Here is a 26,852-nt window from a genome sequence, read left to right on the forward strand (position 1 = left end):
CGTTCCCTTTTATTGTGGCGACCGGGCGGCCGGGATGCGGCCGCCCGTTTGTTTGTGCATCAGGCCTTTGCAGCCGCTGCGGTAACCGCAGCCTGCTTGTGCTCCATCGCGAATTCCTCTTCCGGCGACAGGATGAGGCGATGGCGTCCGACAAAGGCAAAATAGGCGATCGCCACGGCAAACCAGACGGCGACCCAGAGCACGCCCTTGGTGAAGTTTGGATCTTGGATCTGGTAAAGCAGCGTGACGATGGCGATGATAACAGTCAGCACCGCGCCCGGAATGCCGAAGGGCGAGCGGAACGGCCGCTCGATATGCGGCAGGTTCTTCCGCAGCAGAATGAAGGAAATCGCCTGCATGATGTAGGAGAACATGGCGCCGAACACTGCCATGTTCAAAAGCACGCTGCCGATGATGCTGCCGCCCTGTTCCGCACCCAGCGAGAACCAGATGACAAGCATGACAGCGAGGCCGACAATCGCGCCGGAGATATTGGCGACATAGGGTGTGCGGTATTTCGAGTGGGTGATCGACAGCACGGTCGGGAAATAACCCGCACGCGACAGCGAATAGATCTGCCGGCCCTGCGCATAAAGGATCGTATGGAAGCTGGCGATCAGGCCGGTCAAGGCAACAAGACCCAGCACCACCACGCCGCCATCGCCGTAGATCGCCTTGAAGCCATCAAGCAGCGGCTCGAGCGAGGAGCTGAGATGGAAGGCGCCAACGCCCGGCAGGGATGGGTTGAGCAGCACGATCATGAAGGCCGAGACCATCAGCGTCACCATGCCGAGAATGATGCCCTTGGGCATGTCTCGTTTGGGATCGACTGATTCTTCAGCCGCCAGCGGCAGCTGCTCGATGGCGAGGAACAGCCAGACCGCGAAAGGCAGCGTGGCGAGAACGCCCGAGAAACCGAAGGGGAAGAAGGAACCGCCACCTTCCGGCAGCTCCACCGCCTTGCCATCAGGTCCGACACCGATATTGAGCGCGAAACGCGAAAAATCGATATTGGGAATGGCGCTGATCCAGAAGAACACCAGAACGGCGAGCGAAATCAGTGTGATAACAAGTGTGACCTTGAAGGAAAGCTCAAGTCCGAAGACATTGAGCGCAAGAAAGATCAGATAGAACGCTATCCACACGAAGGGTGAATAGGCCGGATCAAGGCCGAGAATGGAGTTCACATAGGCCGTGATGAAGGTGACGACGACCGCCGGCGTCAGCACATATTCGACATTCTCGCAAAGTCCGGTGATGAACCCGCCCCATGGACCCATGGCCGTGCGGGCAAAGGAATAGGCCGCACCCGTATGCGGCAAGGCCGGGCTCATTTCCGCGATCGAAAATGTCAGCCCGAGATACATGATGGCGATGATGATGCCCGCCACCAGCATGCCGCCCCAGCCGCCGGTGGAAAAGCCGAAATTCCATCCGGAAAAATGCCCGGATATGACCGCGCCGACGCCGAGTGACCACAGCGACCACACGCCCGCATAACGGGATAGTCCGCGTTTTTCGAAATAGGATGCATCAGCCTTCTTGTAGCTGACGCCTGATGATGAACTGTCCATGCCCTTCTCTCCTGATAAGAAAAAAACAAGCCAGTCAGCCGTTATTGGCCGATTGTGCCCCAGTTTCCGGCTTCACGCGGGTGCTTCCCTCGCTCTGCCGCACGCACTTGCTGTTCCCTTGCCGCTTCGCGCCTTTCCGGCTTTATTGAATGGCGGCAGTCTCGTCTCAATGGCCGGCCCCGGTGCTTTCACCATCGGCCAGCCCTTGCTCCCTCACCCGTCAATCGATGAGAGCGCCTTCTCCATGAGCTCATGGAGAAAACCGGCAATGGCCGCCTGATCTCCTTCATTGGCGATGAGATCGTTGCGGATTTCGATCATGACGTTCAAAAGCCCGTCCGGCAGCGCATGCAGCCGTAGCGTATGCGTCACACCGTCTTCCGGGCCATAAGGATCATTGCGATTGACCCTGAGCGAAGATCCTTCGGCGCCCGCCAGCATCGCATCCGCCAGGCGGCTGTCGCTATCGTGCAGGATGCCGATCTCAACCTCGCGGAACCGGCCGTGATAAACGGGCGTGAAACTGTGAATGGTTACCACAACCGCCTTGCGGCCATCCGCCTGCCGCTTAGCGATGATCTCGCTCACCCGATCATGAAACGGCACATAAAGCGCTGAGGTGCGGGCGAACCGCTCCGCTTCGCTGAGCTCGAAATTGCCGGGAATATCGTAAATCTCGCTTTTCACCGGCATGGCGGAAGGCGATTCGGGCGGCCGGTTACAATCATAAACGAGACGCGAAAACCGCTGGTAGACGAGCGTGGCGTCAAATTTTTCAGAAAGCAGCCGGGCAGCGGCGAGAGCGCCCGGATCCCAGGCCGCATGGCTCGAAAGCACCCCCGGCGAAAGCCCCAACGTGCCGTATTTCTGCGGGATGGTGGCGGAGGCATGCTCGCAGACGAGAAGGACATCGCCTTTCGCCGCCGCATTCTCAACGCCGACGGCCTGCCCTTCCGCTTCTGTGAAAAACCGTGAACGCACCGTCATGCACGAACCCCACCCGGAAACCCCGTGTTCCGCCAATGACGAAAAGAATTCTTCACATTATTGCGAGTGTCAAATGGAATTTTGAAATTTTCTCTTCATTTTCCCCATTGACTCGATAGCTGGCACAGATGTTTATTTTAGCCATGCACCGGCAGAAGACCGGAAAGGGGAAAAATTTGCGCAGCACGACGGCGACCGTGTCGGATGTCATCCATGCCCATTACGGCGCGCTGACCCGTTCGGAAAAACAGCTGGCGGAAAGCCTGCTCGGCAACTACCCCGTCTCCGGCCTCGGCAGCATCACCACGATCGCGGAAAATGCCGGCGTTTCGACGCCAACGGTGGCGCGCATGGTGCAGAAACTCGGTTATAAGGGCTATCCGGAATTTCAGGCGCATCTGCATCAGGAACTGGAAGCAACGATCTCCGGACCCGTCGCCAAACACGACCGCTGGGCCACCAATGCGCCCGGCCTGCACATTCTCAACCGCTTCGCCGACGCCATTACCGGCAATCTGCGCGATACGCTGAGCGATCTCGACACCGCCGTCTTCGACAATGCCGCCGCGCTGCTTTCCGACCGCAAGCGCAGCATCTATTTCGTGGGTGGGCGCATCACCGGCGCGATTGCCGAATATTTCTTCACCCATATGCAGGTGATCCGCCCGAAGACGACGCTGATGTCGTCCAATTCCAGCGCCTGGCCGCAATATATGCTGAATATGAGCGCCGGCGACGTGCTCGTCATATTCGACATCCGACGCTACGAGCACGACATGACGACGCTCGCCGAGGTGGCCAAGGCCAACGGCGTGCAGATCATCCTCTTCACCGATCAATGGACATCGCCGGTGGCGCGCCATGCGCTGCACATTTTCCGCGTCAGGATCGAGGCTCCCTCGGCATGGGATTCCTCCGTTGTCACCCTGTTCGTGGTCGAAGCCCTGATCGAGGCGGTGCAGAGCGGCACCTGGGATGAAACCAAGGAACGCATGAACGCGCTGGAAGGCCTGTTTGAACAGACACGGCTGTTCCGCAGGCCGGAAAGAACATGAATTTGCATAGCCGGCATACGACTTGACGCGGATGCCGCACGCTGATTGGATACCTGTCATCGCCACCAGCACGATAAAACAGGGGAAAACACCAAGCTGGGGAACGCATCTGGTCTAACGGACGACAACGGGCAACTCCCGCAATTACAGGCATACAATCCTGATAATGGCGGAAAACGAGTGTAAAGTGGCGGAATCCGGATAAATAATTTGTAATCTGGCCGTCACATTAGCTTCATCGAGAATCCGTATCAGCGTCCGCAATATGAGAACACGAAGAGGAGAAAAAAGTGATCTCTCCCTGCCGCCGACTGCTTGCTACGACCACCGCGCTGGTCATTGCCTCCACCGCGATTGCCGCCGCTGAACCGAGCGCCGAACTGATCGCCGCCGCCAAGAAGGAAGGCATGTTGACCACCGTCGCGCTGCCGCACGACTGGTGTGGTTACGGCGACGTGATTGCCGCTTTCAAGGCAAAATACCCGGAAATCACCGTCAACGAGCTGAATCCCGACGCCGGCTCCGCCGATGAAGTCGAAGCCATCAAGGCGAACAAGGACAACAAGGGCCCGCAGGCTCCTGACGTCGTTGACGTCGGTCTCGCCTTCGGCCCGCAGATGAAGGCCGAAGGCCTGCTGCAGCCTTACAAGGTCTCCACCTGGGACGAAATTCCTGACAATGTGAAGGATCCGGAAGGTTACTGGTACGGCGACTATTACGGCGTCATGTCGATGTTCGTGAACAAGGACCTCGTCAAGAACACGCCGAAGGACTGGGCCGACCTGCAGAAGCCGGAATATTCCGGTCAGGTAGCGCTTGCCGGCGATCCGCGCGCCTCCAACCAGGCGATCCTCGGCGTTCTCGCCGCCGGTCTTTCCACCGGTGCGAAGTCCGGCAAGGAAGCCGGTGAAGCCGGCCTGAAGTATTTCGCCGACCTCAACAAGGCGGGCAACTTCCTTCCGGTCATCGGCAAGGCCGGCACGCTGGCCCAGGGTGCGACCCCGATCATCATCGCCTGGGACTATAACGCCCTTTCCTGGAAGAAGACGCTGAACGACAACCCGCCGACGGAAGTTGTCGTTCCTGAGAAGGGCGTTCTCGCCGGCGTGTACGTTCAGGGCATTTCCGCCTACGCACCGCATCCGAACGCTGCAAAGCTCTGGATGGAGCATCTCTACTCCGACGACGGTCAGCTTGGCTGGCTGAAGGGCTATTGCCACCCGATCCGCTTCAACGCCATGGTCAAGGCCGGCAAGGTTCCGCAGGAACTGATCGACAGCCTGCCGCCGGCAGCAGCCTATGAAAAGGCGATCTTCCCGACGCTCGAGGAAGTGGACGCCAACAAGGCTGCCGTCACAGGCGGCTGGGACAAAGTCGTCGGCGCGAACGTGAAGTAAACTGTTGAAAAAGCACCCCGGCCGATCAAAGCCGGGGTGCTTCTTTTATAATGAATACCTTAATAGACAGACCGTTTTGAAAGCGGCGTTTGGGGACAAGGCATGTCATCGACCAACACCGGCGGACCATCCGATGCGGGCAGGAAACTGCCTCTTCACTGGATAGGGATCGTACCTTTTGCCGTTTTTGTTCTGCTGTTTCTGATCCTGCCGACGATGAAGATCGTCATCGGCGCGTTTCAGCAGACGGATGGCAGCTTCACGCTGGAAAACATTGCCGGGCTTTTCACCTCATCGATCCTTGCCGCTTACTGGATTTCGATCAAGATCAGCCTTGCCTCGGCAGCGCTCGGCTGCCTGATCGGCTTTGCCGTGGCCGCAGCCGTGGTGCTGGGTGGCCTGCCGCAGCGCATCCGCGGCCCGCTTCTCACCTTTTCCGGCGTCGCTTCGCAATTTGCCGGCGTGCCGCTCGCCTTTGCCTTCATCGCCACGCTCGGTCCGGTCGGCCTGCTTACCGTTTTTCTGAAGACGCAGGTCGGCGTTGATCTCAGGCTTTTGGGCTTCAACATCCTGTCTTTCTGGGGCCTCACCGTCACCTATCTGTTCTTCCAGATACCGCTGATGATCCTCATCATCACGCCGGCACTTGATGGCCTGAAGCGCGAATGGCGCGAAGCGGCGGAAATTCTCGGTGCAACCGGCCTGCAATATTGGCGCATGGTTGCCTTCCCCATCCTTTTGCCGTCGTTGCTTGGCACCATGTCGCTGCTGTTTGCCAACGCCTTCGGCGCGGTGGCAACCGCGATCGCGCTCACCGGTTCCTCGCTCAATATCGTTCCGATCCTGCTTTTCGCGCAGATCCGTGGCGACGTTCTCGGCAATCCGCATCTCGGTTATGCGCTTGCCTTCGGCATGATCGTCGTCACAGGCATCGCCAATGCACTTTATATCTGGCTTCGCGCCCGCAGCGAAAGGTGGCTGAAATGAAGCGTTTCTTCGCCTGGGGCGCGCTGATTTTCGGCCTGCTCTATTTCGCCCTGCCGCTGATCGGCATGACCAACTTCTCGCTGAAAATGCGGCGCGGCGAATATTCCTTCGACGCTTATGCAAAGGTGCTTACCGATCCGCGTTTTCAGGAGACCTTCAGCTATTCCGTCGTGATGGCGCTGTTCACCATCGTCTTCGGCGTTCTGCTTGTTGTGCCCACCGCCTATTGGGTGCGGCTGAAACTGCCGGGCCTGCGGCCCTATATCGAATTCATTACTCTTCTGCCGCTGGTTATCCCGGCCATCGTCATCGTGTTCGGTTACATCCGTCTCTACAACACCTCGAGCTGGCTGCCGCTGACCGGCACGACCTTCGGCACAAACCTTCTTCTGATGTTCGGATATGCCACGCTTGCCCTGCCCTATATGTACCGCGCCGTCGACACCGGTCTCAGAACCATCGACGTCTCGACGCTGACGGAAGCAGCCCAAAGCCTTGGCGCGGGCTGGACGACGATCCTGTCGCGCATCATCCTGCCCAATGTTCTGGTCGCCGTGCTCTCGGGCGCGTTCTTGACCTTCGCCATCGTCATCGGTGAATTCACCATGGCGGCCCTTTTGAACCGCCCGGCCTTCGGCCCCTATATGCAGCTGCTCGGCGCCAACCGCGCCTATGAACCGGCGGCCCTTGCCGTGATTTCCTTCGGCATCACCTGGGGTTGCCTGGGTCTGATCCAACTCGTTTCACGCTACCAGAAGGGCGCGCCTCCCAAGGCCTGAGGACAAGATTTTCATGAGCTTTTTGACACTTAGCAATATCAAGAAATCCTTCGGCTCCGTGCAAGTCGTGCATGATTTCAACATGGCCATCGAAAAGGGCGAATTCGTCTCCTTTCTCGGACCATCGGGCTGCGGCAAGACCACCGTGCTGCGCATGATCGCCGGTTTTGAAATTCCGACCGGCGGATCGATCGTCATCAACGGGAAGGACCAGACGGCGCTCCGCCCCAATCAGCGCAATATCGGCATGGTGTTCCAGGCCTACGCGCTTTTCCCCAACATGAACGTCTATGAAAACGTCGCCTTCGGGCTCAAAGTCGCCGGCAAGCCGAAAGCCGAGATCGATGCGCGCGTGAAGGAAATGCTCCAGCTTATCCATCTGGAACATCTGGCGGACCGCTACCCCTATCAGATGTCGGGCGGCCAGCAGCAGCGCGTGGCGCTTGCCCGCGCTCTGGCCCCGAAGCCGGAAGTCCTTCTGCTCGACGAACCGCTTTCGGCGCTCGACGCCAAGATCCGCGTCTCGCTGCGGGAGGAAATCCGCCAGATCCAGCAGAAACTCGGCATCACCACCATTTTCGTGACCCACGATCAGGAAGAGGCCCTGTCGATTTCCGACCGGATCGTTGTCATGAATGGCGGCCGCGCCGACCAGATCGGCTCGCCCTTCGATATTTACAACAAGCCCGCGACCCGCTTCGTCGCCTCCTTCGTCGGTACGCTCAACCTCATCGACGCGACCATCGTGGATTCCTCCTCCAACACCATCCGTGTCGGAGAGCAGCAGATCACCCTCCACAAGCCGGTCGATGCGGCGAACGGCGAAAAAATTACTCTTGCCCTGCGACCGGAAGCGGGCTCGCTCGGCAGTGATGCGAAAGGCGATGTCGCCATTTCCGGCACGGTCACCTCCAGCCAGTTCCTCGGCTCCGTCATCCGCACCCGCCTCGATCTTGGCGGCTCGACCCTGTCTTTCGACATGTTCAACGATCCCGGCACAGCGCCCCCCGCCGTCGGTGAGCCGGTGACGCTGAAATTCGCGGCCGGCGACCTGATGGTCATCAAGGACTGAACCACCTTTCCGGATGCAAAACCGCTCCGCCCCCTTGCTGGAAATGGTAGAGCAGGTATCACTTCGAACCTGCATACCAACGATGTGAGGCCATGATGCGCGCGCTTTATTACGAACGATTCGGCGAAACCCCGGTAGTCGCATCCCTGCCCGATCCGGAACCGACCGATGGCGGCGTCGTCATCGCGGTGAAAGCGACGGGCCTGTGCCGGAGCGACTGGCACGGCTGGATGGGGCATGACCCGGATATTCGCCTGCCGCACGTTCCCGGCCACGAATTTGCCGGCGTCATCGCCGCGGTCGGCAGACACGTCACCCGCTTCAAGACCGGCGACCGCGTTACCGTTCCTTTCGTCTCCGGCTGCGGCCATTGCCATGAATGCCGTTCCGGCAACCAGCAGGTCTGCGAAGCGCAGTTCCAGCCCGGCTTCACCCATTGGGGTTCCTTCGCCGAATATGTCGCGATCGATTATGCCGACCAGAACCTCGTGCACCTGCCTCAATCGATGAGCTACGCCACCGCCGCCGGCCTCGGCTGCCGTTTCGCCACCTCCTTCCGTGCCGTGACCGATCAGGGACGCCTGAAGGGCGGCGAATGGCTGGCGGTTCCTGGCTGCGGCGGCGTCGGCCTCTCCGCCATCATGATCGGCGCTGGTCTTGGCGCGCAGGTCGTCGCCATCGACATCGCCGAAGACAAGCTTGAGATGGCCCGGCAGCTCGGCGCGACCGCGACAATCAACAGCCGCACGGTTGCCGATGTTGCCGAAGCCGTGCGCGAGGTGACAGGCGGCGGTGCGCATGTCTCGGTCGATGCGCTTGGCCACCCGCAGACGTGCTGCAACTCCATCAGCAACCTGCGCCGGCGTGGACGCCATGTGCAGGTGGGCCTCATGCTCGCCGACCATGCCATGCCCGCCATTCCCATGGCCCGGGTGATCGCCCATGAGCTGGAAATCTACGGCAGCCACGGCATGCAGGCGTGGCGTTACGGGGACATGCTGGCCATGATCGAAAGCGGGAAGCTTGCACCGGAAAAGCTGATCGGCCGCCACATCACGCTTTCCGAGGCCGCAACCGCCCTGCCCGCCATGGATAGCTTCAGGGAAAGCGGCATCAGCATCATAGACCGGTTCGAATAGTCCCGGTCCTGTGACGGTTCGCGGACGGAGCCGGGTCAGGCTCAGGCGTTCCTGCGCCCGAAAGCCCGGACAGGAGCGCCGGCCCGGGACGGCGCCTGCTCTGAGGAAGGTGCCGGCACACTTGCGCCCGGACTAGCCTGGTTGTCGCTCCACTGGCGGTTCATCAGTTGTTTCTTGCGTATCTCCAGCGGATCGGACACGGCGTCCGCGGAGCCATTGTCAGTGACGGCTGGTGTCGTCAGTGACCGCGCAAACCACCGTATGATCTGTAGCCCCTTGTGGATGAAAACCAAAAAGCCGACCGCAAGCACGGCAATGAAAATCACCAAGCCCCAGCGGCTGTTCTGCTCGTCACGGGCTGCGCGTTCCATGCGGTGTTTGGTCGTTGGATCAAAACCAAGCGTCGCCTTCAGGCTCGCAATATCCGCATGGCTGAGCTTGGTATAACGGTCGCCGTGATACAGAACATAGCCGCTAGTGCTACCATTCAGATAACCGAGATCGAGCGCCTTCCCGTCCCGGAGGAAAGCTGCGGTGTTCGGCAGATCATAGACGAGATCGATCGTCTCACCGCCGCCAAATCCGGGTATGGCAAATAATCGAACCTTCCGCGCCTCTGCCCCACTCGCGAATATCGCGGAAAAAAGGGTCACGGCGGAAAATAGTGCAATGTAATTCATCCATTCCCCACAACAGCAATGAGAATGCATGACGATTGACACCACTGTATTAATACGGAGTATATATCTGGTTTAGTCTTTTAATTACACAATAGTTATTATGTCCAATCGTATATACGAAATCATACTATATTACAAGTTATGAATTATTATTTTATAATACACTAAGAAATATAGCCCTGCAAAGCCGAATTGAGACCGAACAGTCCGGCGCCATTGGCGCAGGCCGCAGACCACGTTAAACTGCAGTCCTACTGACACACCTCGGGTCTCCAAGACGCGCCGAGGCTCACCACCTCCGCACAGGATGGATATTGGCAAGGACTGCGACATGCTGTTTCTCGACAGCGTAACCATGAAGGAAAGCACGGGCGGGAGGGATGATTACCCTTTCTCGGTTCCGGCGCTGCGCCATCTGGAACGCCTCGAATTCAAGACGCCAATCACCTTTTTTGCCGGCAATAACGGCTCCGGCAAATCGACGCTGCTGGAGGGGCTGGCGGCGGGGATGACGGCTTATGCCATCGGCAATCACGGCCAGGTGGCCGGCGACCTCTATCTCCAGCATGCCGAGACCGTGGCGAAGTCTTTCTATTTCGCCCGTAAGAAATATCCGAAGATTCGCATGTTCCTGCGCGCGGAAGATGTCCTCGGTTATGTCCGTCGCCAGAATGAGGAGGCGCTGGACGATTTTCGCTGGGAGCGGGAGAAGGCTCTGAAAAAAGGCGAAGACTTTCCCGAGGAAACTCCGGAGACGTTTCGCGGGATCATCAGGAACAATGCCATAGACCGGCGGTCGCATGGCGAGGGTTTTCTCGACATTCTGCACCGGCGGGTCCATGGCGCCGGCCTCTATTTTCTCGACGAACCGGAAAGCCCGCTTTCGCCGCAAAAACAGCTCGAACTGGCGGCCCTCATCCGTGACGCCGCCGATAGTGGCGGCCAGTTGATCATCGCCACCCATTCACCGGTGCTCTTGGCCATTCCCGAGGCGACGATTTATTGTTTCGATGAGGATGGCGTCACCGAGCGCCTCTATGACGAGCTGGAGAACATCAGCTTCCTGCGACGCTTCCTCGACCGTCCCTCGAAATACCTGAGCGATTGAACATCGATAAGGCTTGAAATCGCGCTGCGCTTGCCGCATGCCCATAAGTAATACGTAATTTAGAAAAGAAGCAGCTTCATGTCTCCCACCACCACACCGGCAGCAGCCCGGCCACTCAACAGCCAGGATTACAAAACTCTCGGTCTTTCGGCCCTGGGCGGTGCGCTCGAATTTTACGACTTCATCATTTTCGTATTTTTCGCGACTGTCATCGGCCATCTGTTTTTCCCGCCGGAAATGCCCAACTGGCTGGTGATGATCCAGACCTTCGGCATCTTCGCCGCCGGTTATCTGGTGCGGCCGCTGGGCGGCATCGTTCTCGCGCATTATGGCGACCGTTATGGCCGCAAGCGCGTCTTTGCCTTCTCGATCCTGCTGATGGCCCTCTCCACGCTGGGCATGGCGCTGATGCCGACCTACGCCACCATCGGCGTCGCCGCCCCCATCCTGCTCATCATCCTGCGCATGCTGCAGGGTGCTGCCATCGGCGGTGAAGTACCGGGGGCCTGGACCTTCGTTGCCGAACACGTGCCGTTCCGCCGCGTCGGGCTTGCCTGCGGTTTTCTCACATCCGGCCTCTCTTTCGGCATCATGCTGGGCTCGCTAATCGCTTTCGCCATCAACTCGCTCTTCACACCGGAAGACGTGGCCGGTTACGCCTGGCGCATTCCCTTCCTGCTCGGCGGCATTTTCGGCCTGATCGCTGTTTATCTGCGCCGCTGGCTGGAAGAAACGCCGATCTTCATGGAGATGAAGAAGTCAAAATCGCTGACGGACAAGCTGCCGCTCGGGCTGGTACTGAAGCACCATATGCGTGGCGTGATCATCTCCGCTCTGCTGACATGGGTTCTGTCGGCCGCCATCGTCGTCACGACGCTGATGACCGCCACCTTCCTGCAGAAGCTCTATGGCTACACCCCGACGCAGGCGCTCGCCGGCACCAGCTTCGGCACGCTGTTCCTGATCTTCGGCGTCATCATCGCCGGCGCCCTGATCGACCGTATCGGCTCCGGCCTCTTCTTCATGGGCGCGAGCATCTTTTTCGGCATCGCCACCTTCACCTTCTACAGCTACGCCGGCACCTCGCTTCAGACCATGTTCGTGCTTTATGGCGTGATGGGCCTCTCGGTCGGCATGGCGGGTGCGGTGCCCTATGTCATGGTTCGCGCCTTCCCGGCATCGGTCCGGTTCTCCGGCCTCTCCTTCGCCTACAACGTCTCCTATGCCGTCTTTGGCGGGCTGACGCCAATCGGCGTGACGACGGCGCTTGCGATCAATCCGATGGCCCATGCCTGGTATCTCGTCTTCATCGCCGTTCTCGCCTTCGCGATCGGTCTTTACCTCTACCTGCGAGGCAGTGAGGTCGAAAGCCACGTCGGCATCGAGGAACTGGCGGCGTTAAGGTCGTAAGTTTAACAGTTCACAAAAAAAGCGCGGGCAAAACCCGCGCTTTTTTATTTCAGCGACGATGAGTGAAACCTCACGCAGCGCTGTCGATTTCCTCGGCAGCATTCGTCGGCACGTAGTTGAGAACAGGCCCGAGCCAGCGCTCCACCTCTTCCACCGGCATATCCTTGCGGCGTGCATAATCCAGCACCTGGTCGCGCTCCACCTTGGCGACGCCGAAATAATAGCTCTCGGGATGGCCGATATAGAGGCCTGACACCGACGAGCCGGGCCACATGGCATAGCTCTCCGTCAGTTCCACGCCCGCCGCATTGGTGGCGTCGAGCAGGGCAAACAGCGTCTTCTTTTCGGTGTGATCGGGCTGGGCCGGATAACCGGGCGCGGGGCGGATACCGGCATAGGCCTCGCCGATCAGCTCGTCGCCGGCAAACGCTTCGTTCGGCGCATAACCCCAGAACTCCTTGCGGACGCGCTCATGCATGCGCTCGGCAAAAGCTTCCGCAAAGCGGTCGGCCAGCGCCTTGACGAGGATGGACGAATAATCGTCATTCGCCCGCTCGAAACGTTCGGCAATCGCCACTTCCTCGATACCCGCCGTCACCACGAAACCACCGACATAATCGGCAACGCCGCTATCGACAGGCGCCACGAAGTCGGACAGCGCCACATTGGGACGACCGTCGCGCTTGGAAAGCTGCTGGCGCAGCGTGAAGAAGGTCGCAAGCTCTTCCTTGCGGCTCTCATCCGTGAACAGCCTGATATCGTCGCCCACCGCATTGGCGGGCCAGAACCCGATTACCGCGCGCGGACGGAACCAGTTCTCTTCGATGATCTTCTTCAGCATGGCCTGCGCATCGCTATAAAGCTGACGCGCCGCTTCACCCTGCTTTTCATCCTCGAGGATCGCCGGGAAACGGCCCTTTAACTCCCAGGTCTGGAAGAACGGCGTCCAGTCGATGTAACGGGAAAGCTCCTCAAGATCGTAGGTTTCGAACACCTTGGTGCCGAAGAATTGCGGCTTGACGGCGCTATAGCTCGACCAGTCGATCTTGTGCGCATTCTCCCGGGCACGGGAAAGCGGCAGGCGCAGCTTTTCGCGCTCGTTGCGGGCATGGGCCTCCGCCACCTTGGCATATTCGCTGCGAATGCCATCGATATAAGCGGGCTTCTGCTCGGCGGAGAGAAGTGCCGACACGACGCCGACCGCGCGCGAAGCATCGGTGACGTAGATCGCCTGACCCTGCTCGTAGCGCGGATGAATTTTCACGGCCGTATGCACGCGGCTCGTCGTTGCACCGCCGATCAACAGCGGAATGTCGAAACCCTGCCGCTCCATTTCGGCCGCCACATGCACCATCTCATCCAGCGATGGCGTGATGAGGCCCGAAAGGCCGATCACGTCAACCTTTTCGGCAATAGCCGTTTCAAGGATTTTCGTCGTCGGCACCATCACGCCGAGATCAATGATCTCGTAATTGTTGCAGGCGAGAACGACACCAACGATGTTCTTGCCGATATCGTGCACGTCGCCCTTCACGGTCGCCATCAGCACCTTGCCGGCAGCACTGCGCTCAGACCCGCCATTGAGGCGTTTTTCCTCTTCCATGTAAGGAAGCAGCACGGCCACGGCCTGCTTCATCACGCGGGCGGATTTCACCACCTGCGGCAGGAACATCTTGCCCGAACCGAACAGGTCGCCGACCACATTCATGCCGGCCATCAGCGGCCCTTCGATGACGTGCAGCGGGCGCTCCGCCTTCTGGCGCGCCTCTTCCGTATCGGCCTCGATGAAATCGGTGATGCCGTTAACCAGCGCATGCTCCAGACGCTTCTCGACGGGAAGTTCGCGCCAGGAGAGATCCTGCACCTTGGTGTCCTTGGCGCCTGTGCCGCGGAAACGCTCAGCCACCTCGAGCAGACGCTCCGTCGCGTCGTCGCGGCGGTTCAGCACCACGTCCTCGCAGGCCTCGCGCAGTTCCGCATCGATATTGTCGTAAACCGCAAGCTGCCCGGCATTGACGATGCCCATATCCATGCCGACCTGAATGGCGTGGTAGAGGAACACGGCATGCATCGCCTCACGCACCGGCTCGTTGCCGCGGAAGGAGAAGGACAGGTTGGAAACACCGCCGGAAATATGCGTGAGCGGCATGGTTTCGCGGATGGTCTTGGTGGCCTCGATGAAATCAACGCCGTAATTATTGTGCTCTTCGATACCCGTCGCCACCGCAAAAACGTTCGGATCGAAGATGATGTCCTCAGGCGACAGGCCGGCCTTTTCGGTCAGCAGCTTGTAGGCGCGCGAGCAGATTTCCACCTTGCGCTGATAGGTGTCGGCCTGCCCGACCTCGTCAAAGGCCATGACGACGACCGCCGCACCGTAATTGTGAACGAGCCGCGCCTGCTGGAGAAACTTCTCCTCGCCTTCCTTCAGCGAAATCGAGTTGACGATGGGTTTGCCCTGAACGCATTTCAGGCCTGCTTCGATGATCTCGAACTTCGACGAGTCGATCATGACAGGCACGCGGGCGATGTCAGGCTCGGCGGCGATGAGGTTCAAAAACTCCACCATCGCCTTTTCGGAATCGATCAGGCCTTCATCCATGTTGATGTCGATGATCTGTGCACCGTTTTCCACCTGGTCACGGGCAACGGCGAGAGCCGCCGTGTAATCACCGGCGGTGATGAGCTTACGGAACTTGGCCGAGCCGGTGACGTTGGTGCGTTCGCCGACATTGACGAAGGGAATGTCCTTGGTCAGCACGAGGGGCTCAAGGCCGGAAAGCGACATGAAGGGCTTGTGCTCGGGAATCGGGCGCGGCTTGTAATCCTGGACCGCTTCGGCAATCGCCCGGATATGCTCGGGCGTCGAACCGCAGCAACCGCCGACAATGTTGACGAGACCGTCGCGCACGAAGCCTTCCACCTGCCGCGCCATCATCTCAGGCGTTTCGTCATACTGACCGAATTCGTTCGGCAGGCCGGCATTGGGATAGGCGCAGACGAAGGTATCGGCGACGTCAGACAGTTCCTGCAGATGCGGACGCATCGCATCCGCACCAAGCGCACAGTTCAGGCCGATGGTGAAGGGGTTGGCGTGACGCACCGAATTCCAGAACGCCGAAGGCGTCTGACCGGAAAGCGTGCGGCCGGAGAGGTCGGTAATCGTGCCTGAGATCATCACCGGCAGGCGGATGCCCTTGGCCTCGAAACGCTCCTCGCAGGCGAATATCGCCGCCTTGGCGTTCAGCGTATCGAAAATCGTCTCGATGAGGATGATATCGGCACCGCCGTCGATCAGGCCGTCGATCTGCTCGCCATAGGCAATGCGCAGATCGTCGAAGGTGACGGCGCGGTAACCGGGATTGTTCACGTCAGGCGAAATAGAGGCCGTGCGGTTGGTCGGGCCGATGGCGCCGGCCACGAAACGGCGGCGGCCGTCTTCCCGCTCGGCGCGCTGGGCGGCGCGGCGGACAATCTGCGCCCCTTCGCGGTTGAGATCGTAGACCGCATTTTCCATCTCGTAATCGGCCTGCGCGATGCGTGTGGACGAAAACGTGTTGGTCTCGAGAATATCCGCACCCGCCATGGCGTAGCGGTAGTGAATTTCTTCGATGGCGTCGGGCTGGGTCAGGATCAGAAGGTCGTTATTGCCCTTCTGGTGACAGGCGCAGCCGATGAAACGGTCGCCGCGAAAATGGTCTTCGTCAAAACCCAGACCCTGGATCTGCGTGCCCATGGCACCGTCGAGAATGAGGATGCGTTCGCTGGCAGCCTCGCGCAGCGCCTTGAAAATTTCCGCGCCGTCGCGCTTTGCCCCTTCAGGGCCAAACAGATCGTCAAACACGGGCACACTCCTCATTTCGATTTGCAAGATCGCAAGTCGTCAAGTCACATAAAGATATGTTTATGTCAATATATCTTCAAGGGACAGGCATGGCTTTGCGTCGTTGCGTCACGTTACGAAATATCGCTGACAGATGACAGGTTTATACGGCAAGGATATAAGCCGAAGCAGCAAACGCATGGAGGACGCAATGCCCGAAGACGATCACAACAGCCGCAACTGGAATACCCTGCCCTGGCACCGCCAGTGGCTGGTGAAACAGGCCGAGGGTCTTTTCGACTTCTTCCAGTATCGCGCCCTCAATCCCGCCGGCGGTTTCTTCGATCTCGACGCCAAGGGCGCGCCGCTGCAGGCAAACGATCCCGTGCGCGGCATCCATGCCTCCGCGCGCATGGTGCATTGCTTCTCCATCGGCCACCTGCTTGGCCGGCCGGGCTGCGGTGATATCGTCGATCACGGCATGACCTATCTCTGGAACAAGCACCGCGATGGCGAACATGGTGGTTATTTCTGGCAGGTGAACGATGCCGGCCCAGTGGACGCCACCAAGCAGGGTTATGGCCACGCCTTCGTGCTTCTGGCCGCCTCTTCCGCCAAGACCGTCGGCCACCCGCTGGCCGACCCGATGTTGGCTGATATTACCGAAGTGCTGGAAAGTCGTTTCTGGGAAGAAAAACATGGCGCCATCGCCGAGGAATTCAATCGCGACTGGTCGCCCATCGACAATTATCGCGGCCAGAACTCCAATATGCACCTCACCGAAGCGCTGATGGCCGCCTATGAGGTGACCGGCGACAATAACTATCTCAGCAAGGCCGAACGCATCGCCGATCTCGTCATCCGTCGCCGCGCCGGCGAGCTGGATTTCCGCGTGCCCGAGCATTTCGACGACAACTGGACGCTGGACAAGGACTATCGCGGCAACGAAATGTTCCGCCCCTCCGGCTCCACCCCCGGTCACTGGCTGGAATGGGCGCGCCTCATCCTGCAATTGTGGATACTGGGCGAACGCCGCCACGACTGGATGCCTGTCGCGGCCAAATCCCTCTTCGTGCAGTCCATGGCGCTGGGCTGGGACCGGGAAAAGGGCGGCTTCTTTTATACGCTGGACTGGAATGACAATCCCGACAAGCGGGCAAAGCTCTGGTGGCCCATGTCCGAGGCGGCGGGTGCGGCCCATTTCCTCAACGAGAACCTGCCGGCGGATGGCTTCTACGAAGACAGCTATCGTCGCATCTGGAGCACCATCGCCAACAACTTCATCGACCATGCCAATGGCGGCTGGCACGAGGAACTGACGGAAGATCTGGTTCCCGCCCACACGCTATTCCCAGGCAAGGGCGATATCTACCATGCGCTCCAGGCCTGCCTCATCCCGCTTTTCCCGGCGACGGGCAGCCTGACGAAGGTGATCAAGGAAAGCGGCGGGGATTATTAAGGCGCGCTGCGGCCAATAGCCCCTCTGCCGTCATGCTCGGGCTTGTCCCGAGCATCTGCGGCCTATGTATCGGACGCAAAGTGGTTAGATCCTCGGCACAGGGCCGAGGATGACGTCGAGCATAAAGCAACCCTCAAAACCCGATGGTTTCCTCGAAATCATCCCATGACTGGTACATTTCATAGCGCCCGATTCCGGGGATCGGCACATGCCCGTAATAGGGCGAAAGCTGAAACTCGGCTGCCGCCTCGCCCTTGCCGGCCACAGCAGCCACATAGATGGCGGAGGCAAGCCCGGTGCGGTTGGCGCCATGTTCACAGTGGATGAGAACAGGCTTTTCCGCATTGCGCAGCACGGCCGCCAGCGTTTCCGAATCCTCCACCGAGACCTTTTCGCTTGAACTCAGCGGATAATCGACAAGCCGGATGCCATTGTTTTTCGCCGCGCGGCTTTCGGCTTCATACCAGCCTTCACGCTTTTCATCGCGCAGGTTGATGATCGTCTTGATGCCATAGGCCTTGGCATAGGCCGCGATGTCCTTGCCGCTCGGCTGGGCCGAACGATAGAGTTCGCCGGGAATGACTTCGTGGAAATTTCCGGTCAGCTGGCCGATGCCCATATGCGCACCCGCCAGAACCGGCAGGGCGACAAGGCCAATGGCCGTTATTTTCAGAAACTTCAGAACAATACGCAAAACATCAACCCGCGACATCAATCGAATGAAGGGGGAAGTGGCATTGCAAATGGACGAAAACAAGTCAGCGACCATCCCGACCCGTTCCGGCGCGGACGATGGAAGTTGACCTTTCCGCCCGAAGCAACTGTGATGCAAGGGTTTTACGACGGCCGCTCACCGGAGCGAAAATTCTCAAAATACCGTGATCGCCGGAAGCAGTCGAACCGTTCAGTCGAATTCTGCGGATATGACGGTAACGCGCCATTCCAGACGTTGCGGCTCTACCCTTTCATTGTTGCGCAGCCGGAAGGAACGGCAGGCCGCGAACGTCTCCCCAGCCTCGATCCGTCTTTCGCTAACCTGATAGGGATCGAAGGTGACGGAGGCACGGAAGGCCGGTTCGAACCCTTCGAGCGTATAGGTCAGCCGCTGCACCGCGACATTGTTGTCATTGCGGAAGCTGAGGCGGATTGGCAATGCCGCATCCGGGCAGGCCACGTCGAAGCCGGCGGTCGCGACGATATGGTCGAGCCGCTGGTTGCCGCGCCGCCAGTCATAAATCACAAAGGCGGCGGTGGTCGTCCAGATCAGCAACAGGCAGATGACAACGGATTTGAGATGCCGCGGAAACGCAATGAGGGTGAGGAGAAGAATGGCGCTGAGAACGGCTCCGACAATCACGTCGTCCCTCCTCCGCTAAAATAATGCCTCATGTGAACTCATCCTCCCATGCCCTTTCCGCCCGCTACGATCCCCCTCACCGGGAGGTCGCAGCGGTGTACTCTCAGCCGCAGCTTATGCCGCTTCTGGCGCAGCGCAAAGCCCCGCCCCCGCCGTAGTCAACCACAACTCTATGGTCGCGTCCCCCGCTGTCAAGACAACCAAGCGTGACACCCGCCCACCGCCTTTCCGGACCTTTGACGAAACACCAAAGGGAACCAAACGCGGCTGAAGGCGTTCGCAGCATCAGAACAGCATGGCGGGGCGATAAAACGCCGCGAACCGGGGCAAGACGGCAGCAACGCCGGGAGGACATGAGCGCCTCTTGGAACCGCCGAACCCCGCCCCATATTAAAAGCAGCTAATCTATGCTATGGATGTCAGTCAGCTCAGGGAGAAAAACGATGAAAACGCTGATCGTAACGTCACTCCTGGCCCTGTCGGCCAGCACCGCAATGGCCGCGGATGCCGTCTACGAAACGCCAGCACCTCCGGTCGCGCAGGAAACCCTGCCGGTCTTCACCTGGTCTGGCCCCTATCTTGGTATTCAAGGCGGCGCGGGCTGGGCAAATGGCGATTTTTCGGCCGGCGGCCCGGTCGCCTCGGATAATTTCGATGGCGGCATTCTCGGCGCCTTCGTTGGTTACAATTACCAGTTCGACAATAATCTGGTGCTCGGCATCGAAGGTGATGTCGATTATAACTGGAACGACAATGACTATGCCGGCGTGCAGATCGGTACCGACTGGCAGGGTTCCGTTCGCGGCCGCGTCGGCTATGCCTTCGACCACGCCCTGCTCTATGCCACCGCTGGCTGGACCGCGACACGCGGCTTCATCGAAACGCCCGGAGCCGGCAAGGACAGCACCACGTTCAACGGCTATACCGTGGGCGCCGGTCTGGACTATGCCTTCACCGACAACGTGTTCGGCAGGCTGGAATATCGATACAACGACTATAGCGACAAGGACATCTTCGGTATCAACACCGATGTCGACCAGCACACGGTTAAAGTGGGTCTCGGCGTGAAGTTCTGATCGCGACCGAAGGATTTCGACAAGAAGCCCGGCCGTCCGCCGGGCTTTTTTATTGCGGAAAGCGTGCATCTTCCGCGATCCTGCAGTCGGAAATCAGGAAAATATGAACCGCTTGAAAATGAGATATTCACAGGCCGTTCACCCGTCCCGTGCCATCATCCGGGCATAATGAGCCTCTATCTCCCGAAGCAGGCTTATGGAGTAGCCCCCGATGAAAAAGATAATTCTTTCCACCATTGCCGCGCTGGTCGCCACCGGCAGCATTTTTGCATCCTATGGCACCGCTGCCGCGCAGGACTATCCCTATCGCCCGCGCTACGACCGGGGTTATGACCGTGGCGGCCCACCTCCGCCGCCCTACCGCGAACATCGCCGCCACAATGATGGCGCAGCGATTGCCGGCGGCCTCGCCGCAGGCGTCATCGGCGGCCTGATCGGCGGCGCCATCGCCAACGGCAACGGCGGCCCCCGCTACTACGAACCGCCACCGCCGCCCCCGCCGCGCTGCTGGTTCGAAGACCGCCGCGTTCCCAATTCTTATGATGGCGGCTGGCATACGGAGAGTATGCGGGTTTGTAACTGACCCGATAGCCGAAAATTTAATCTTGATGATCCGATCAGCCTAACCGGCTGGTCGGATTTTTGTTGGATGGAACAAAAAATCCAGAAGAGGGCAATGATCGATGAAATAGGGATCCGCTGCCTGGAATCTCGCTATTTTGTCTAAAATATGAGGAAAATGGTGGGCCCGGAGAGACTCGAACTCCCAACCAAGCGGTTATGAGCCGCCGGCTCTAACCATTGAGCTACAGGCCCTTTCGGAAAACCGATCCGAAACACCGGCTTCGCAATGGTTCGAATCCGGTGGTCACGCTCTAACGTAATTTTTTGAGCCCGACAAGCCATTGATGCTTTCCCAAAACAGCGCCGCCGTATTAGCTACACAATCTAAGGCAATACCCTTCAAAGGGACTCAATCAACGAGGAAACACCATGAAGACAAAAACGGCCCGCCTTTTCGCACTCACCGCAATGACCGCAGCTGCCATGATGCCGCTTGCCGCCCAGGTGTCTGCGCAGGAGGCTTCCCCGCGCGAAGCCACCATCAGTGTTTCCGGTGAAGGCCAGGCGGCCATTGCCCCTGATATGGCGATCCTGTCCTTCAGCGTCGTCAAGCAGGCGGAGACTGCGGCTGCGGCTCTTACCGAAAATTCCAAGGCGCTCGCCGACGTTCTGAAAGCGCTGAAAGAGGCCGCCATTGAAGACCGCGACCTGCAGACCAGCAATTTCTCCGTGCAGCCGCTCTACAAGCACTATGAACCCAAGGACGGCGTCTATGTTGCGCCCGAGATCACCGGCTATCAGGTATCCAACGGCCTGACCGTGCGGGTGCGCGACCTGAAGAAGCTCGGCACGATCCTCGATACCTCCGTCAAGCTCGGCATCAACCAGGGCGGCGACATCACCTTCACCAATGACAAGCCCGAAGCGACGGTGACCGAGGCCCGCAAGCAGGCCGTCGCCGATGCGCTGGCCAAGGCGAAGACGCTGACGGAAGCGGCGGGCGTGAAGCTTGGCCGTGTCATTCAGATCAGCGAAAACTCGCAGCGCCCGATGCCGGTACCGGCGGGCGTGATGCGTGCTTCGATGATGAAGGAAGCCGACAGCGTGCCGATCGCGTCGGGTGAGAACAGCTACAGCGTGGTGGTCAACGTCACCTTCGCTCTCGAGCAGTAAGATCGGCGGCGGGCGGCACTCCTGTGCCGCTCCTCCTCCATCCTGAATTCAGCCATTGGCATGATGCAAAACGAAATGCCCCTCGCCTGCCTTTCCGGACAAGCGAGGGGCATTTTTTAATCGTTCTGCCCGACGGGGATATCAGCAGATCGATAAGACTGGCCGCTGTTAGCGCCGGATCACCGGGCAACCGCGCTCATTGGCGAAAACGATACGATCACGGCCGCGACGGTCAAAGCCTGCCACCACGACCCGGCGCGGCGATACATCAACCACGCGGGCACGGCGAAGACCCATGCGGCTTGCCTTTTCTTCCGCAAGCGAAACCGAGCAGCCGCGGCGCGGGCGGTCCGGACGGCCCCAGCCGGGACGATGACCATAGCCGTCCTGAACCTGAACTCTGAACTGGACATCCGAGCCTGCGGAAGCCGCTGGCGCCGTAAAGGAAATTCCACCGAGGGCTATGAGGGTAGCCAGGCCGGCTTTTGCAAAGGTGCTGAACATGAACTTCACTCCGTTTGTTTCTTTGCCGACAGGGGAACATCCCCCGGCGATTGACGAGACCCTAGACCCGCCCGTCTGAATATCAGCAGAACCGAATGTTCAGCAGGCGTTCAGAGAGGTTAACGCGCAATACATCAATCCGGATCCAGACATCACGGCGAGATATGCAGCACGATTTCCCGCCGATGCGGCTGGTCGCGATGTTCGAAAAGATAAAGGCCCTGCCAGGTGCCGAGCACAAGCCTGCCGTCGCTGATCGGCACACCGATGGAAACCGTGGTCAGCGCCGATTTGATATGGGCGGGCATATCGTCGGGGCCTTCCAGCGTGTGGATGATCCATCGCATGGAAGGATCATCGGAAGGCGGCACGAGCCGGGAGAAAAACACCATGAGATCACGCCGCACATCGGGATCGGCATTTTCCTGAATAAGCAGCGAGCAGGATGTGTGCCTGACGAAGATTGTCAGCAGGCCTTCCTCCACCCCGGCATGATTGACGAATGCCCTGGCCTCGGATGTGAACTCGTAAAGGCCCTGTCCATGGGTGGGGACGATCATCTTCTTCTGCGGCACAATTTTTCCTTCAAATAACTTGGAACAAAATCGACGCTGCCAACGTTGCAACATGTCAAATTGTATCCGATGACATCACGGATACGACAATCGCATGACGGCGGCTCATAAAAGCACAACGGAAAACCGGCGTCACAGTTGCAAAAATCGGGGAAGGGTTGGCACTATCAGAATGGACTATTCAGGCTTTCCCATCTCACGACAACCAGATTATCTTCGGCACAGACAGACACAAGGTGCGAAAGACTGATTCATGGCACCCAGTGACTATCAAGTCGACCTGACCAATTGCGACCGCGAACCCATCCACATCCCAGGCTATATTCAACCGCATGGCTGTCTCATCGCCTGCGATAACGCCATGCGCATGGTGGTGCGGCATTCCGAAAACTGCCGCGAACTGCTGGGCATTGACGGCGATATCAATGGCAAAACCGCCGAGGACGTGCTCGGTAAAAAACTCGTCCACGATCTTCGCAATGCGCTGACCGTCACCGGCAGAACCACGCGTCCCGCCATGCTGCCGGCCATGGAAATGAGCGACGGCCGCAGCTTCGATATTTCGCTTCACCGCTACAAGTCCACCACGATCATCGAATTCGAGCCCTCCGGCAGCGAAACGCAGCCGCTCGGCACGGCGCGCAAGATGGTGGACCGCATCCGCGAGGCGGACAGCCTCGAAAGCCTGATTTCCAGAACGACGCGGCTGGTAAAGGCGACGCTCGGTTACGACCGGGTGATGATCTACCGTTTCGAGGAAGATGGCGCCGGCAAGGTCGTGTCGGAGGCGAAGCAGCCGGAACTGGAAAGCTTTCTCGGGCAATATTTCCCCGCCAGCGACATCCCGCAGCAGGCCCGTGCGCTCTATCTCAAGAACACGCTTCGCATTATCTCCGATGCCAGCGGCGCCCGCGTTCCCGTCCTGCCGGCCGTCGATGCATCCGGCGAGCCGCTCGATCTGTCCTTCGCGCATCTGCGCAGCGTCTCGCCCATCCATTGCGAATATCTCCGCAACATGGGTGTCGGCGCTTCCATGTCCATTTCGGTGATTGTCGACGGGGCTCTGTGGGGCCTCATCGCCTGTCATCACTATTCCCCGCGCGTGCTGACCATGCCGGTCCGGATCGCCGCGGAAATGTTCGGGGAATTTTTCTCCATGCATCTGCAGGTCCTGAAACAGAAGCGCAGGCTCGATACCGTCAACCACGCCCATGCCGCGCTCGACCGTTTCCTGCGGCTTGCCGCGCATCACGCCAATATTGAAGAACTGCTGATCGACAGTTTCCAGGATTTTGCCGATCTGATGCCGTGTGACGGCGTTGGCCTGTGGGTGGGAAACAACTGGCACTGCCATGGCGCAACGCCGCCGCATGACGCCATTCCAAGGCTGGCGCGTTTCGTCGCCTCGGCTTCCGAAGGCAAGGTCTGGGCGACCCATGCGCTGTCACAGGCCATACCGGAAGCGGAAATCTACGCCGGCACCGCGGCCGGAATGCTCGCCATTCCGCTCTCGCAGGTAAAGAACGACTATCTCCTGTTTTTCCGCAAGGAGATCGTGCAGAACCTGAACTGGGCCGGCAATCCGGAAAAATCCTATGAGACCGGCCCGATGGGGGATCGTCTCACGCCGCGCAAAAGCTTTGCGATCTGGAAAGAGACGGTGCGTCTGCAGGCGCAACCCTGGTCGGAAGCCGATCGTGAAATCGCCGAAGCCGCCAGAATTGCGCTGGTCGAGGTTGCATTCCATCACAGCGAGCTGATGGCTGGCGAAAGGGAACGCGCCGAAGTACGCCAGCGCATGCTGAACGAGGAACTCAACCACCGCGTCAAGAATGTTCTCGCCATCATCAAATCGCTGGTCGGCAATCCCTCGCAGGAGGGCAAGACCCTGCAGGAATATGTCACCGCGCTGAAGGGCCGCATTCAGGCATTGTCCTTTGCTCATGACCAGATCATCCGCGGTGAAGGCGGCGGCGCGCTTCGCGATCTTCTGGACGCCGAATTGTCGCCCCATCGCTCGCCGGAAACGACGGTGAAACTGGAGGGGCCTCAGGTCACGCTCGATTCACGCGCTTTCTCCGTGATGGCGCTGGTTCTGCATGAACTGGCGACGAATGCCGCCAAATACGGCGCGCTTTCGCAAAATGGCGGGCAATTGCATGTGCGCTGGCAGATCAGCGAAAACCGCGATTGCGAGATTGGGTGGCGCGAAATCCTGCCCACCAAACTGCCTACCCCGTCGCGCGCCGGTTTCGGCACGGCGCTCATCAGCCGCAGCATCCCCTACGATCTCGGCGGGCGCAGCACGATGCGCTATTTGCCTGATGGGCTGGAGGCGGAAATTTTCCTGCCCTCCCGTCACGTCTCATCGGCGACGGTTGCCTCCAGCTCGCAAACCGAGGATGAAACCGCACCGCAGCCCAGACGCTATAACCGGGAGGAGCCGTTGAAAGTATTACTCGTCGAAGATCAGATGCTGATCGCCATGGATGTCGAGAACATGCTGGAGGATAACGGCATCAAGACTATCGAAACGGCAACCTCGTCGGCAATGGCGATTGAAAAGCTGAAGAGCTATGTGCCTGACGTGGCCATTCTCGACATCAATCTCGGCTCAGACACCTCGATCCCGGTCGCGAGAGAACTTCACCGCCGCGGCGTCCCGTTCCTCTTCGCCACCGGCTATGCGGATGGCAGCATGGTGCCGGATGAATTCGGCAATGTGCCGGTTATCCGCAAGCCCTATGATGAGGATGCGCTGATGGCGGGCATTGGGCTACTGGTGGGTGATACGGAGCGGGTGTGAGGTAGCTCTCTAAGCACGCACCCCTTGCAGCCACATGGAGTACGACACGATGCTTCCCGGCTGGTGTATAGGGAGGCCGTTTTGCAGCGCACTTCCCTCCCTCATCTCTGTGCTTGTCACAGAGATCCAGCCAGCCCAAGTCCTTGGGCTGAAAGGACGTTCTTCGCCGCGCGGACGCGCGCCGGCTGGATTCCTGTGACAAGCGCAGGAATGAGGGAGAAGGGATGGAATCGACGAATGGAACATTTGTTTCACTTACCCTCGCGAGGGACAAATGGTCTGCTACCGCCCCGTGAAACCTCGTTTCTTTGCTTCAGCCGCCGTAATGACATCACCTATTTTAAATCTGAAGGCCGTCACCGCGTAATTCTCGACATCCACCTCACATTGAAACGTGACATCGCGCCAGACGTCGCCGACGTTGAATGCACCTCCGGTAGCGTCAAGTAGATTGCCGGATATGCGTCCACCGGTGTCGGAAAAGCCGTACATGCCTCGGGTGGCCGTATAAACCTCTCTTATTTGGGCCAATGCTTCCGCCTGACAAAGTTGCACGATGCGACGACGGGGCGGTAGATCGCCAAAAATCTGCCGTCGCTGCGCTGGAGTTAACACAGCAGACGACAATAAGCTTTTGGCCGCCGGAAGTTTCGCGGGCTTCTCTTCCGCCACCTCCGCAGGCTTTTCCTCAACCGGCTTTGCCTGCGGCACTGGCGGCTGATCCGGCTGCGATTCTTCCTTGATAGGTGAAACCGCGATTTCCCCCTGCGCGGCGGAAGCCTGAAGATCGCGGTTGGCGGCGGGCGGCGCGGGCTTTTCCTCGGCCGCCTTTTCAGGCTGGCTTGCGGGCTCCTCGGAAGGCTCGGTCTTTTCCGCTTCTTCCGCCTTTCCCGGCTTGTCCTCGCGATCCGCCTGCATTTCCTCAGGCCTCATGGCGATGGCCGGCAACGTCGCCTGCGGCTGCGGCAAAGGTTTTGCCTCTTCCGCCGGTGGGGCCGGCGGTGGTGGCGGCGGTTGCGGCTTTTCCTCTTTCGCCTTCTCTTCACCCGGTGGCGGCGCCTCTTCCGCCTTTTTCTCCTCGGGCGGCGGCACCAGATCGACGCTGATGCTCTCCGGCTCCTGCGGTTCGACTATCCGCTCGGGCAGTTCGAAAAGGAAGATCGCAACAACGGCAAGATGCAGGAGAACGGAGACGGGCACAGCCCATCCCTTCCACCGCCATCTGCCTGCCGAAACCTGTTGCATCTCATCGAACCAAATCGAACCGGAGCATTTCCAATAAAAGCGGAATGCCTGTTTTCACACATAAGGCTTGTCGCAGAGTTCG

General features: G+C 59.3%; 22 protein-coding genes and 1 tRNA gene. 13 read left to right on the plus strand and 10 right to left on the minus strand.

Annotated elements, in window-relative coordinates; translation table 11 throughout:
• Window positions 1-59 precede the first annotated feature (59 nt).
• Together ASB65_RS19605 and ASB65_RS19610 are read right to left on the minus strand one after the other, a co-directional pair.
• The gene (locus ASB65_RS19605; protein WP_004430663.1) at window positions 60-1,574 is read right to left on the minus strand and encodes an amino acid permease; all 1,515 of its coding nucleotides are present in this window, start codon (window positions 1,572-1,574) and stop codon (window positions 60-62) included.
• Window positions 1,575-1,787: 213 nt separating this feature from the next.
• The gene (locus tag ASB65_RS19610) at window positions 1,788-2,561 is read right to left on the minus strand and encodes an N-formylglutamate amidohydrolase (protein ID WP_060725116.1); all 774 of its coding nucleotides are present in this window, start codon (window positions 2,559-2,561) and stop codon (window positions 1,788-1,790) included.
• Window positions 2,562-2,737: 176 nt separating this feature from the next.
• On the opposite strand from ASB65_RS19610, the gene ASB65_RS19615 reads away from it, so the two are divergent.
• The 6 genes from ASB65_RS19615 to ASB65_RS19640 all read left to right on the plus strand — a co-directional run bounded on the left by ASB65_RS19615 (window position 2,738) and on the right by ASB65_RS19640 (window position 8,990).
• The gene (locus tag ASB65_RS19615) at window positions 2,738-3,616 is read left to right on the plus strand and encodes a MurR/RpiR family transcriptional regulator (RefSeq protein ID WP_060725256.1); all 879 of its coding nucleotides are present in this window, start codon (window positions 2,738-2,740) and stop codon (window positions 3,614-3,616) included.
• Window positions 3,617-3,906: 290 nt separating this feature from the next.
• On the plus strand, window positions 3,907-5,013 hold the full coding sequence (locus ASB65_RS19620) for an ABC transporter substrate-binding protein (RefSeq protein WP_060725117.1): 1,107 nt from the start codon (window positions 3,907-3,909) through the stop codon (window positions 5,011-5,013).
• Between the two features lie 102 nt (window positions 5,014-5,115).
• Complete coding sequence (locus tag ASB65_RS19625; RefSeq protein ID WP_004430658.1) at window positions 5,116-6,000, plus strand: ABC transporter permease; 885 nt, start codon at window positions 5,116-5,118, stop codon at window positions 5,998-6,000.
• A complete protein-coding gene (locus tag ASB65_RS19630) occupies window positions 5,997-6,779 on the plus strand; it encodes an ABC transporter permease (protein WP_004430656.1) in 783 nt (260 codons plus the stop codon). The genes ASB65_RS19625 and ASB65_RS19630 overlap by 4 nt, the downstream gene beginning before the upstream one ends.
• A gap of 13 nt (window positions 6,780-6,792) precedes the next feature.
• Window positions 6,793-7,851, plus strand: a complete 1,059-nt coding sequence (locus ASB65_RS19635; RefSeq protein ID WP_060725118.1) for an ABC transporter ATP-binding protein — start codon at window positions 6,793-6,795, stop codon at window positions 7,849-7,851.
• A 95-nt stretch (window positions 7,852-7,946) separates the two neighbouring features.
• A complete protein-coding gene (locus tag ASB65_RS19640) occupies window positions 7,947-8,990 on the plus strand; it encodes a zinc-dependent alcohol dehydrogenase family protein (RefSeq protein WP_060725119.1) in 1,044 nt (347 codons plus the stop codon).
• A 41-nt stretch (window positions 8,991-9,031) separates the two neighbouring features.
• Here the strand turns inward: ASB65_RS19640 and ASB65_RS19645 are convergent, their stop codons facing one another.
• A complete protein-coding gene (locus tag ASB65_RS19645; protein WP_060725120.1) occupies window positions 9,032-9,670 on the minus strand; it encodes a hypothetical protein in 639 nt (212 codons plus the stop codon).
• A 331-nt stretch (window positions 9,671-10,001) separates the two neighbouring features.
• Here ASB65_RS19645 and ASB65_RS19650 point away from each other — a divergent pair, with 331 nt between their 5' ends.
• Complete coding sequence (locus ASB65_RS19650) at window positions 10,002-10,778, plus strand: AAA family ATPase (RefSeq protein WP_060725257.1); 777 nt, start codon at window positions 10,002-10,004, stop codon at window positions 10,776-10,778.
• Window positions 10,779-10,856: 78 nt separating this feature from the next.
• Window positions 10,857-12,188: an MFS transporter gene (locus tag ASB65_RS19655; protein WP_060725121.1), complete on the plus strand. Its 1,332-nt coding sequence runs from the start codon at window positions 10,857-10,859 to the stop codon at window positions 12,186-12,188.
• Between the two features lie 70 nt (window positions 12,189-12,258).
• On the opposite strand, the gene metH is transcribed toward ASB65_RS19655, so the two are convergent.
• Window positions 12,259-16,032: a methionine synthase gene (metH, locus tag ASB65_RS19660; RefSeq protein WP_060725122.1), complete on the minus strand. Its 3,774-nt coding sequence runs from the start codon at window positions 16,030-16,032 to the stop codon at window positions 12,259-12,261.
• A 178-nt stretch (window positions 16,033-16,210) separates the two neighbouring features.
• Between metH and ASB65_RS19665 the strand changes: the two genes are divergently transcribed.
• Window positions 16,211-17,470: an AGE family epimerase/isomerase gene (locus tag ASB65_RS19665; RefSeq protein ID WP_004430639.1), complete on the plus strand. Its 1,260-nt coding sequence runs from the start codon at window positions 16,211-16,213 to the stop codon at window positions 17,468-17,470.
• Between the two features lie 133 nt (window positions 17,471-17,603).
• On the opposite strand, the gene ASB65_RS19670 is transcribed toward ASB65_RS19665, so the two are convergent.
• Window positions 17,604-18,164 (minus strand): dual specificity protein phosphatase family protein, encoded by a 561-nt coding sequence (locus ASB65_RS19670; protein WP_035212709.1) that lies wholly within the window; start codon window positions 18,162-18,164, stop codon window positions 17,604-17,606.
• A 210-nt stretch (window positions 18,165-18,374) separates the two neighbouring features.
• Entirely contained in the window at window positions 18,375-18,827 is a 453-nt protein-coding gene (locus tag ASB65_RS19675) for a hypothetical protein (RefSeq protein ID WP_004430635.1), read from the minus strand.
• 443 nt (window positions 18,828-19,270) lie between these two features.
• Here ASB65_RS19675 and ASB65_RS19680 point away from each other — a divergent pair, with 443 nt between their 5' ends.
• Window positions 19,271-19,903 carry an outer membrane protein gene (locus ASB65_RS19680; RefSeq protein WP_004430633.1) on the plus strand — a complete coding sequence of 211 codons (633 nt, stop codon included), beginning with the start codon at window positions 19,271-19,273 and terminating at the stop codon, window positions 19,901-19,903.
• A 211-nt stretch (window positions 19,904-20,114) separates the two neighbouring features.
• Complete coding sequence (locus ASB65_RS19685; RefSeq protein ID WP_004430631.1) at window positions 20,115-20,486, plus strand: hypothetical protein; 372 nt, start codon at window positions 20,115-20,117, stop codon at window positions 20,484-20,486.
• A gap of 157 nt (window positions 20,487-20,643) precedes the next feature.
• Here ASB65_RS19685 and ASB65_RS19690 read toward each other — a convergent pair.
• A tRNA-Ile gene (locus ASB65_RS19690) sits at window positions 20,644-20,719 on the minus strand.
• A gap of 177 nt (window positions 20,720-20,896) precedes the next feature.
• Between ASB65_RS19690 and ASB65_RS19695 the strand changes: the two genes are divergently transcribed.
• On the plus strand, window positions 20,897-21,640 hold the full coding sequence (locus ASB65_RS19695; RefSeq protein WP_004430464.1) for an SIMPL domain-containing protein: 744 nt from the start codon (window positions 20,897-20,899) through the stop codon (window positions 21,638-21,640).
• A 168-nt stretch (window positions 21,641-21,808) separates the two neighbouring features.
• Here ASB65_RS19695 and ASB65_RS19700 read toward each other — a convergent pair whose 3' ends face one another.
• Both ASB65_RS19700 and ASB65_RS19705 read right to left on the minus strand, forming a co-directional pair.
• The gene (locus ASB65_RS19700) at window positions 21,809-22,144 is read right to left on the minus strand and encodes a hypothetical protein (protein ID WP_004430463.1); all 336 of its coding nucleotides are present in this window, start codon (window positions 22,142-22,144) and stop codon (window positions 21,809-21,811) included.
• A gap of 152 nt (window positions 22,145-22,296) precedes the next feature.
• Window positions 22,297-22,719: a secondary thiamine-phosphate synthase enzyme YjbQ gene (locus ASB65_RS19705; protein ID WP_060725123.1), complete on the minus strand. Its 423-nt coding sequence runs from the start codon at window positions 22,717-22,719 to the stop codon at window positions 22,297-22,299.
• Between the two features lie 253 nt (window positions 22,720-22,972).
• Between ASB65_RS19705 and ASB65_RS19710 the strand changes: the two genes are divergently transcribed.
• Entirely contained in the window at window positions 22,973-25,525 is a 2,553-nt protein-coding gene (locus tag ASB65_RS19710; protein WP_060725124.1) for an HWE histidine kinase domain-containing protein, read from the plus strand.
• Window positions 25,526-25,807: 282 nt separating this feature from the next.
• Here the strand turns inward: ASB65_RS19710 and ASB65_RS19715 are convergent, their stop codons facing one another.
• On the minus strand, window positions 25,808-26,725 hold the full coding sequence (locus ASB65_RS19715; protein ID WP_060725258.1) for a DUF930 domain-containing protein: 918 nt from the start codon (window positions 26,723-26,725) through the stop codon (window positions 25,808-25,810).
• Window positions 26,726-26,852 lie beyond the last annotated feature (127 nt).

Source organism: Agrobacterium tumefaciens str. B6 (genome assembly GCF_001541315.1).
Lineage (GTDB): Bacteria > Pseudomonadota > Alphaproteobacteria > Rhizobiales > Rhizobiaceae > Agrobacterium > Agrobacterium radiobacter.

What these genes read in the sequence shown, in the direction of transcription:
- ASB65_RS19685 (WP_004430631.1), top strand. Translation starts at nt 20,115, where the DNA reads ATGAAAAAGATAATTCTTTCCACCATTGCCGCGCTGGTCGCCACCGGC.
- ASB65_RS19680 (WP_004430633.1), top strand. Translation starts at nt 19,271, where the DNA reads ATGAAAACGCTGATCGTAACGTCACTCCTGGCCCTGTCGGCCAGCACC.
- ASB65_RS19645 (WP_060725120.1), bottom strand. Translation starts at nt 9,670, where the DNA reads ATGAATTACATTGCACTATTTTCCGCCGTGACCCTTTTTTCCGCGATA.
- ASB65_RS19650 (WP_060725257.1), top strand. Translation starts at nt 10,002, where the DNA reads ATGCTGTTTCTCGACAGCGTAACCATGAAGGAAAGCACGGGCGGGAGG.
- ASB65_RS19630 (WP_004430656.1), top strand. Translation starts at nt 5,997, where the DNA reads ATGAAGCGTTTCTTCGCCTGGGGCGCGCTGATTTTCGGCCTGCTCTAT.
- ASB65_RS19610 (WP_060725116.1), bottom strand. Translation starts at nt 2,561, where the DNA reads ATGACGGTGCGTTCACGGTTTTTCACAGAAGCGGAAGGGCAGGCCGTC.
- ASB65_RS19625 (WP_004430658.1), top strand. Translation starts at nt 5,116, where the DNA reads ATGTCATCGACCAACACCGGCGGACCATCCGATGCGGGCAGGAAACTG.
- ASB65_RS19635 (WP_060725118.1), top strand. Translation starts at nt 6,793, where the DNA reads ATGAGCTTTTTGACACTTAGCAATATCAAGAAATCCTTCGGCTCCGTG.
- ASB65_RS19695 (WP_004430464.1), top strand. Translation starts at nt 20,897, where the DNA reads ATGAAGACAAAAACGGCCCGCCTTTTCGCACTCACCGCAATGACCGCA.
- ASB65_RS19655 (WP_060725121.1), top strand. Translation starts at nt 10,857, where the DNA reads ATGTCTCCCACCACCACACCGGCAGCAGCCCGGCCACTCAACAGCCAG.
- ASB65_RS19640 (WP_060725119.1), top strand. Translation starts at nt 7,947, where the DNA reads ATGCGCGCGCTTTATTACGAACGATTCGGCGAAACCCCGGTAGTCGCA.
- ASB65_RS19700 (WP_004430463.1), bottom strand. Translation starts at nt 22,144, where the DNA reads ATGTTCAGCACCTTTGCAAAAGCCGGCCTGGCTACCCTCATAGCCCTC.
- ASB65_RS19605 (WP_004430663.1), bottom strand. Translation starts at nt 1,574, where the DNA reads ATGGACAGTTCATCATCAGGCGTCAGCTACAAGAAGGCTGATGCATCC.
- ASB65_RS19710 (WP_060725124.1), top strand. Translation starts at nt 22,973, where the DNA reads ATGGCACCCAGTGACTATCAAGTCGACCTGACCAATTGCGACCGCGAA.
- ASB65_RS19665 (WP_004430639.1), top strand. Translation starts at nt 16,211, where the DNA reads ATGGAGGACGCAATGCCCGAAGACGATCACAACAGCCGCAACTGGAAT.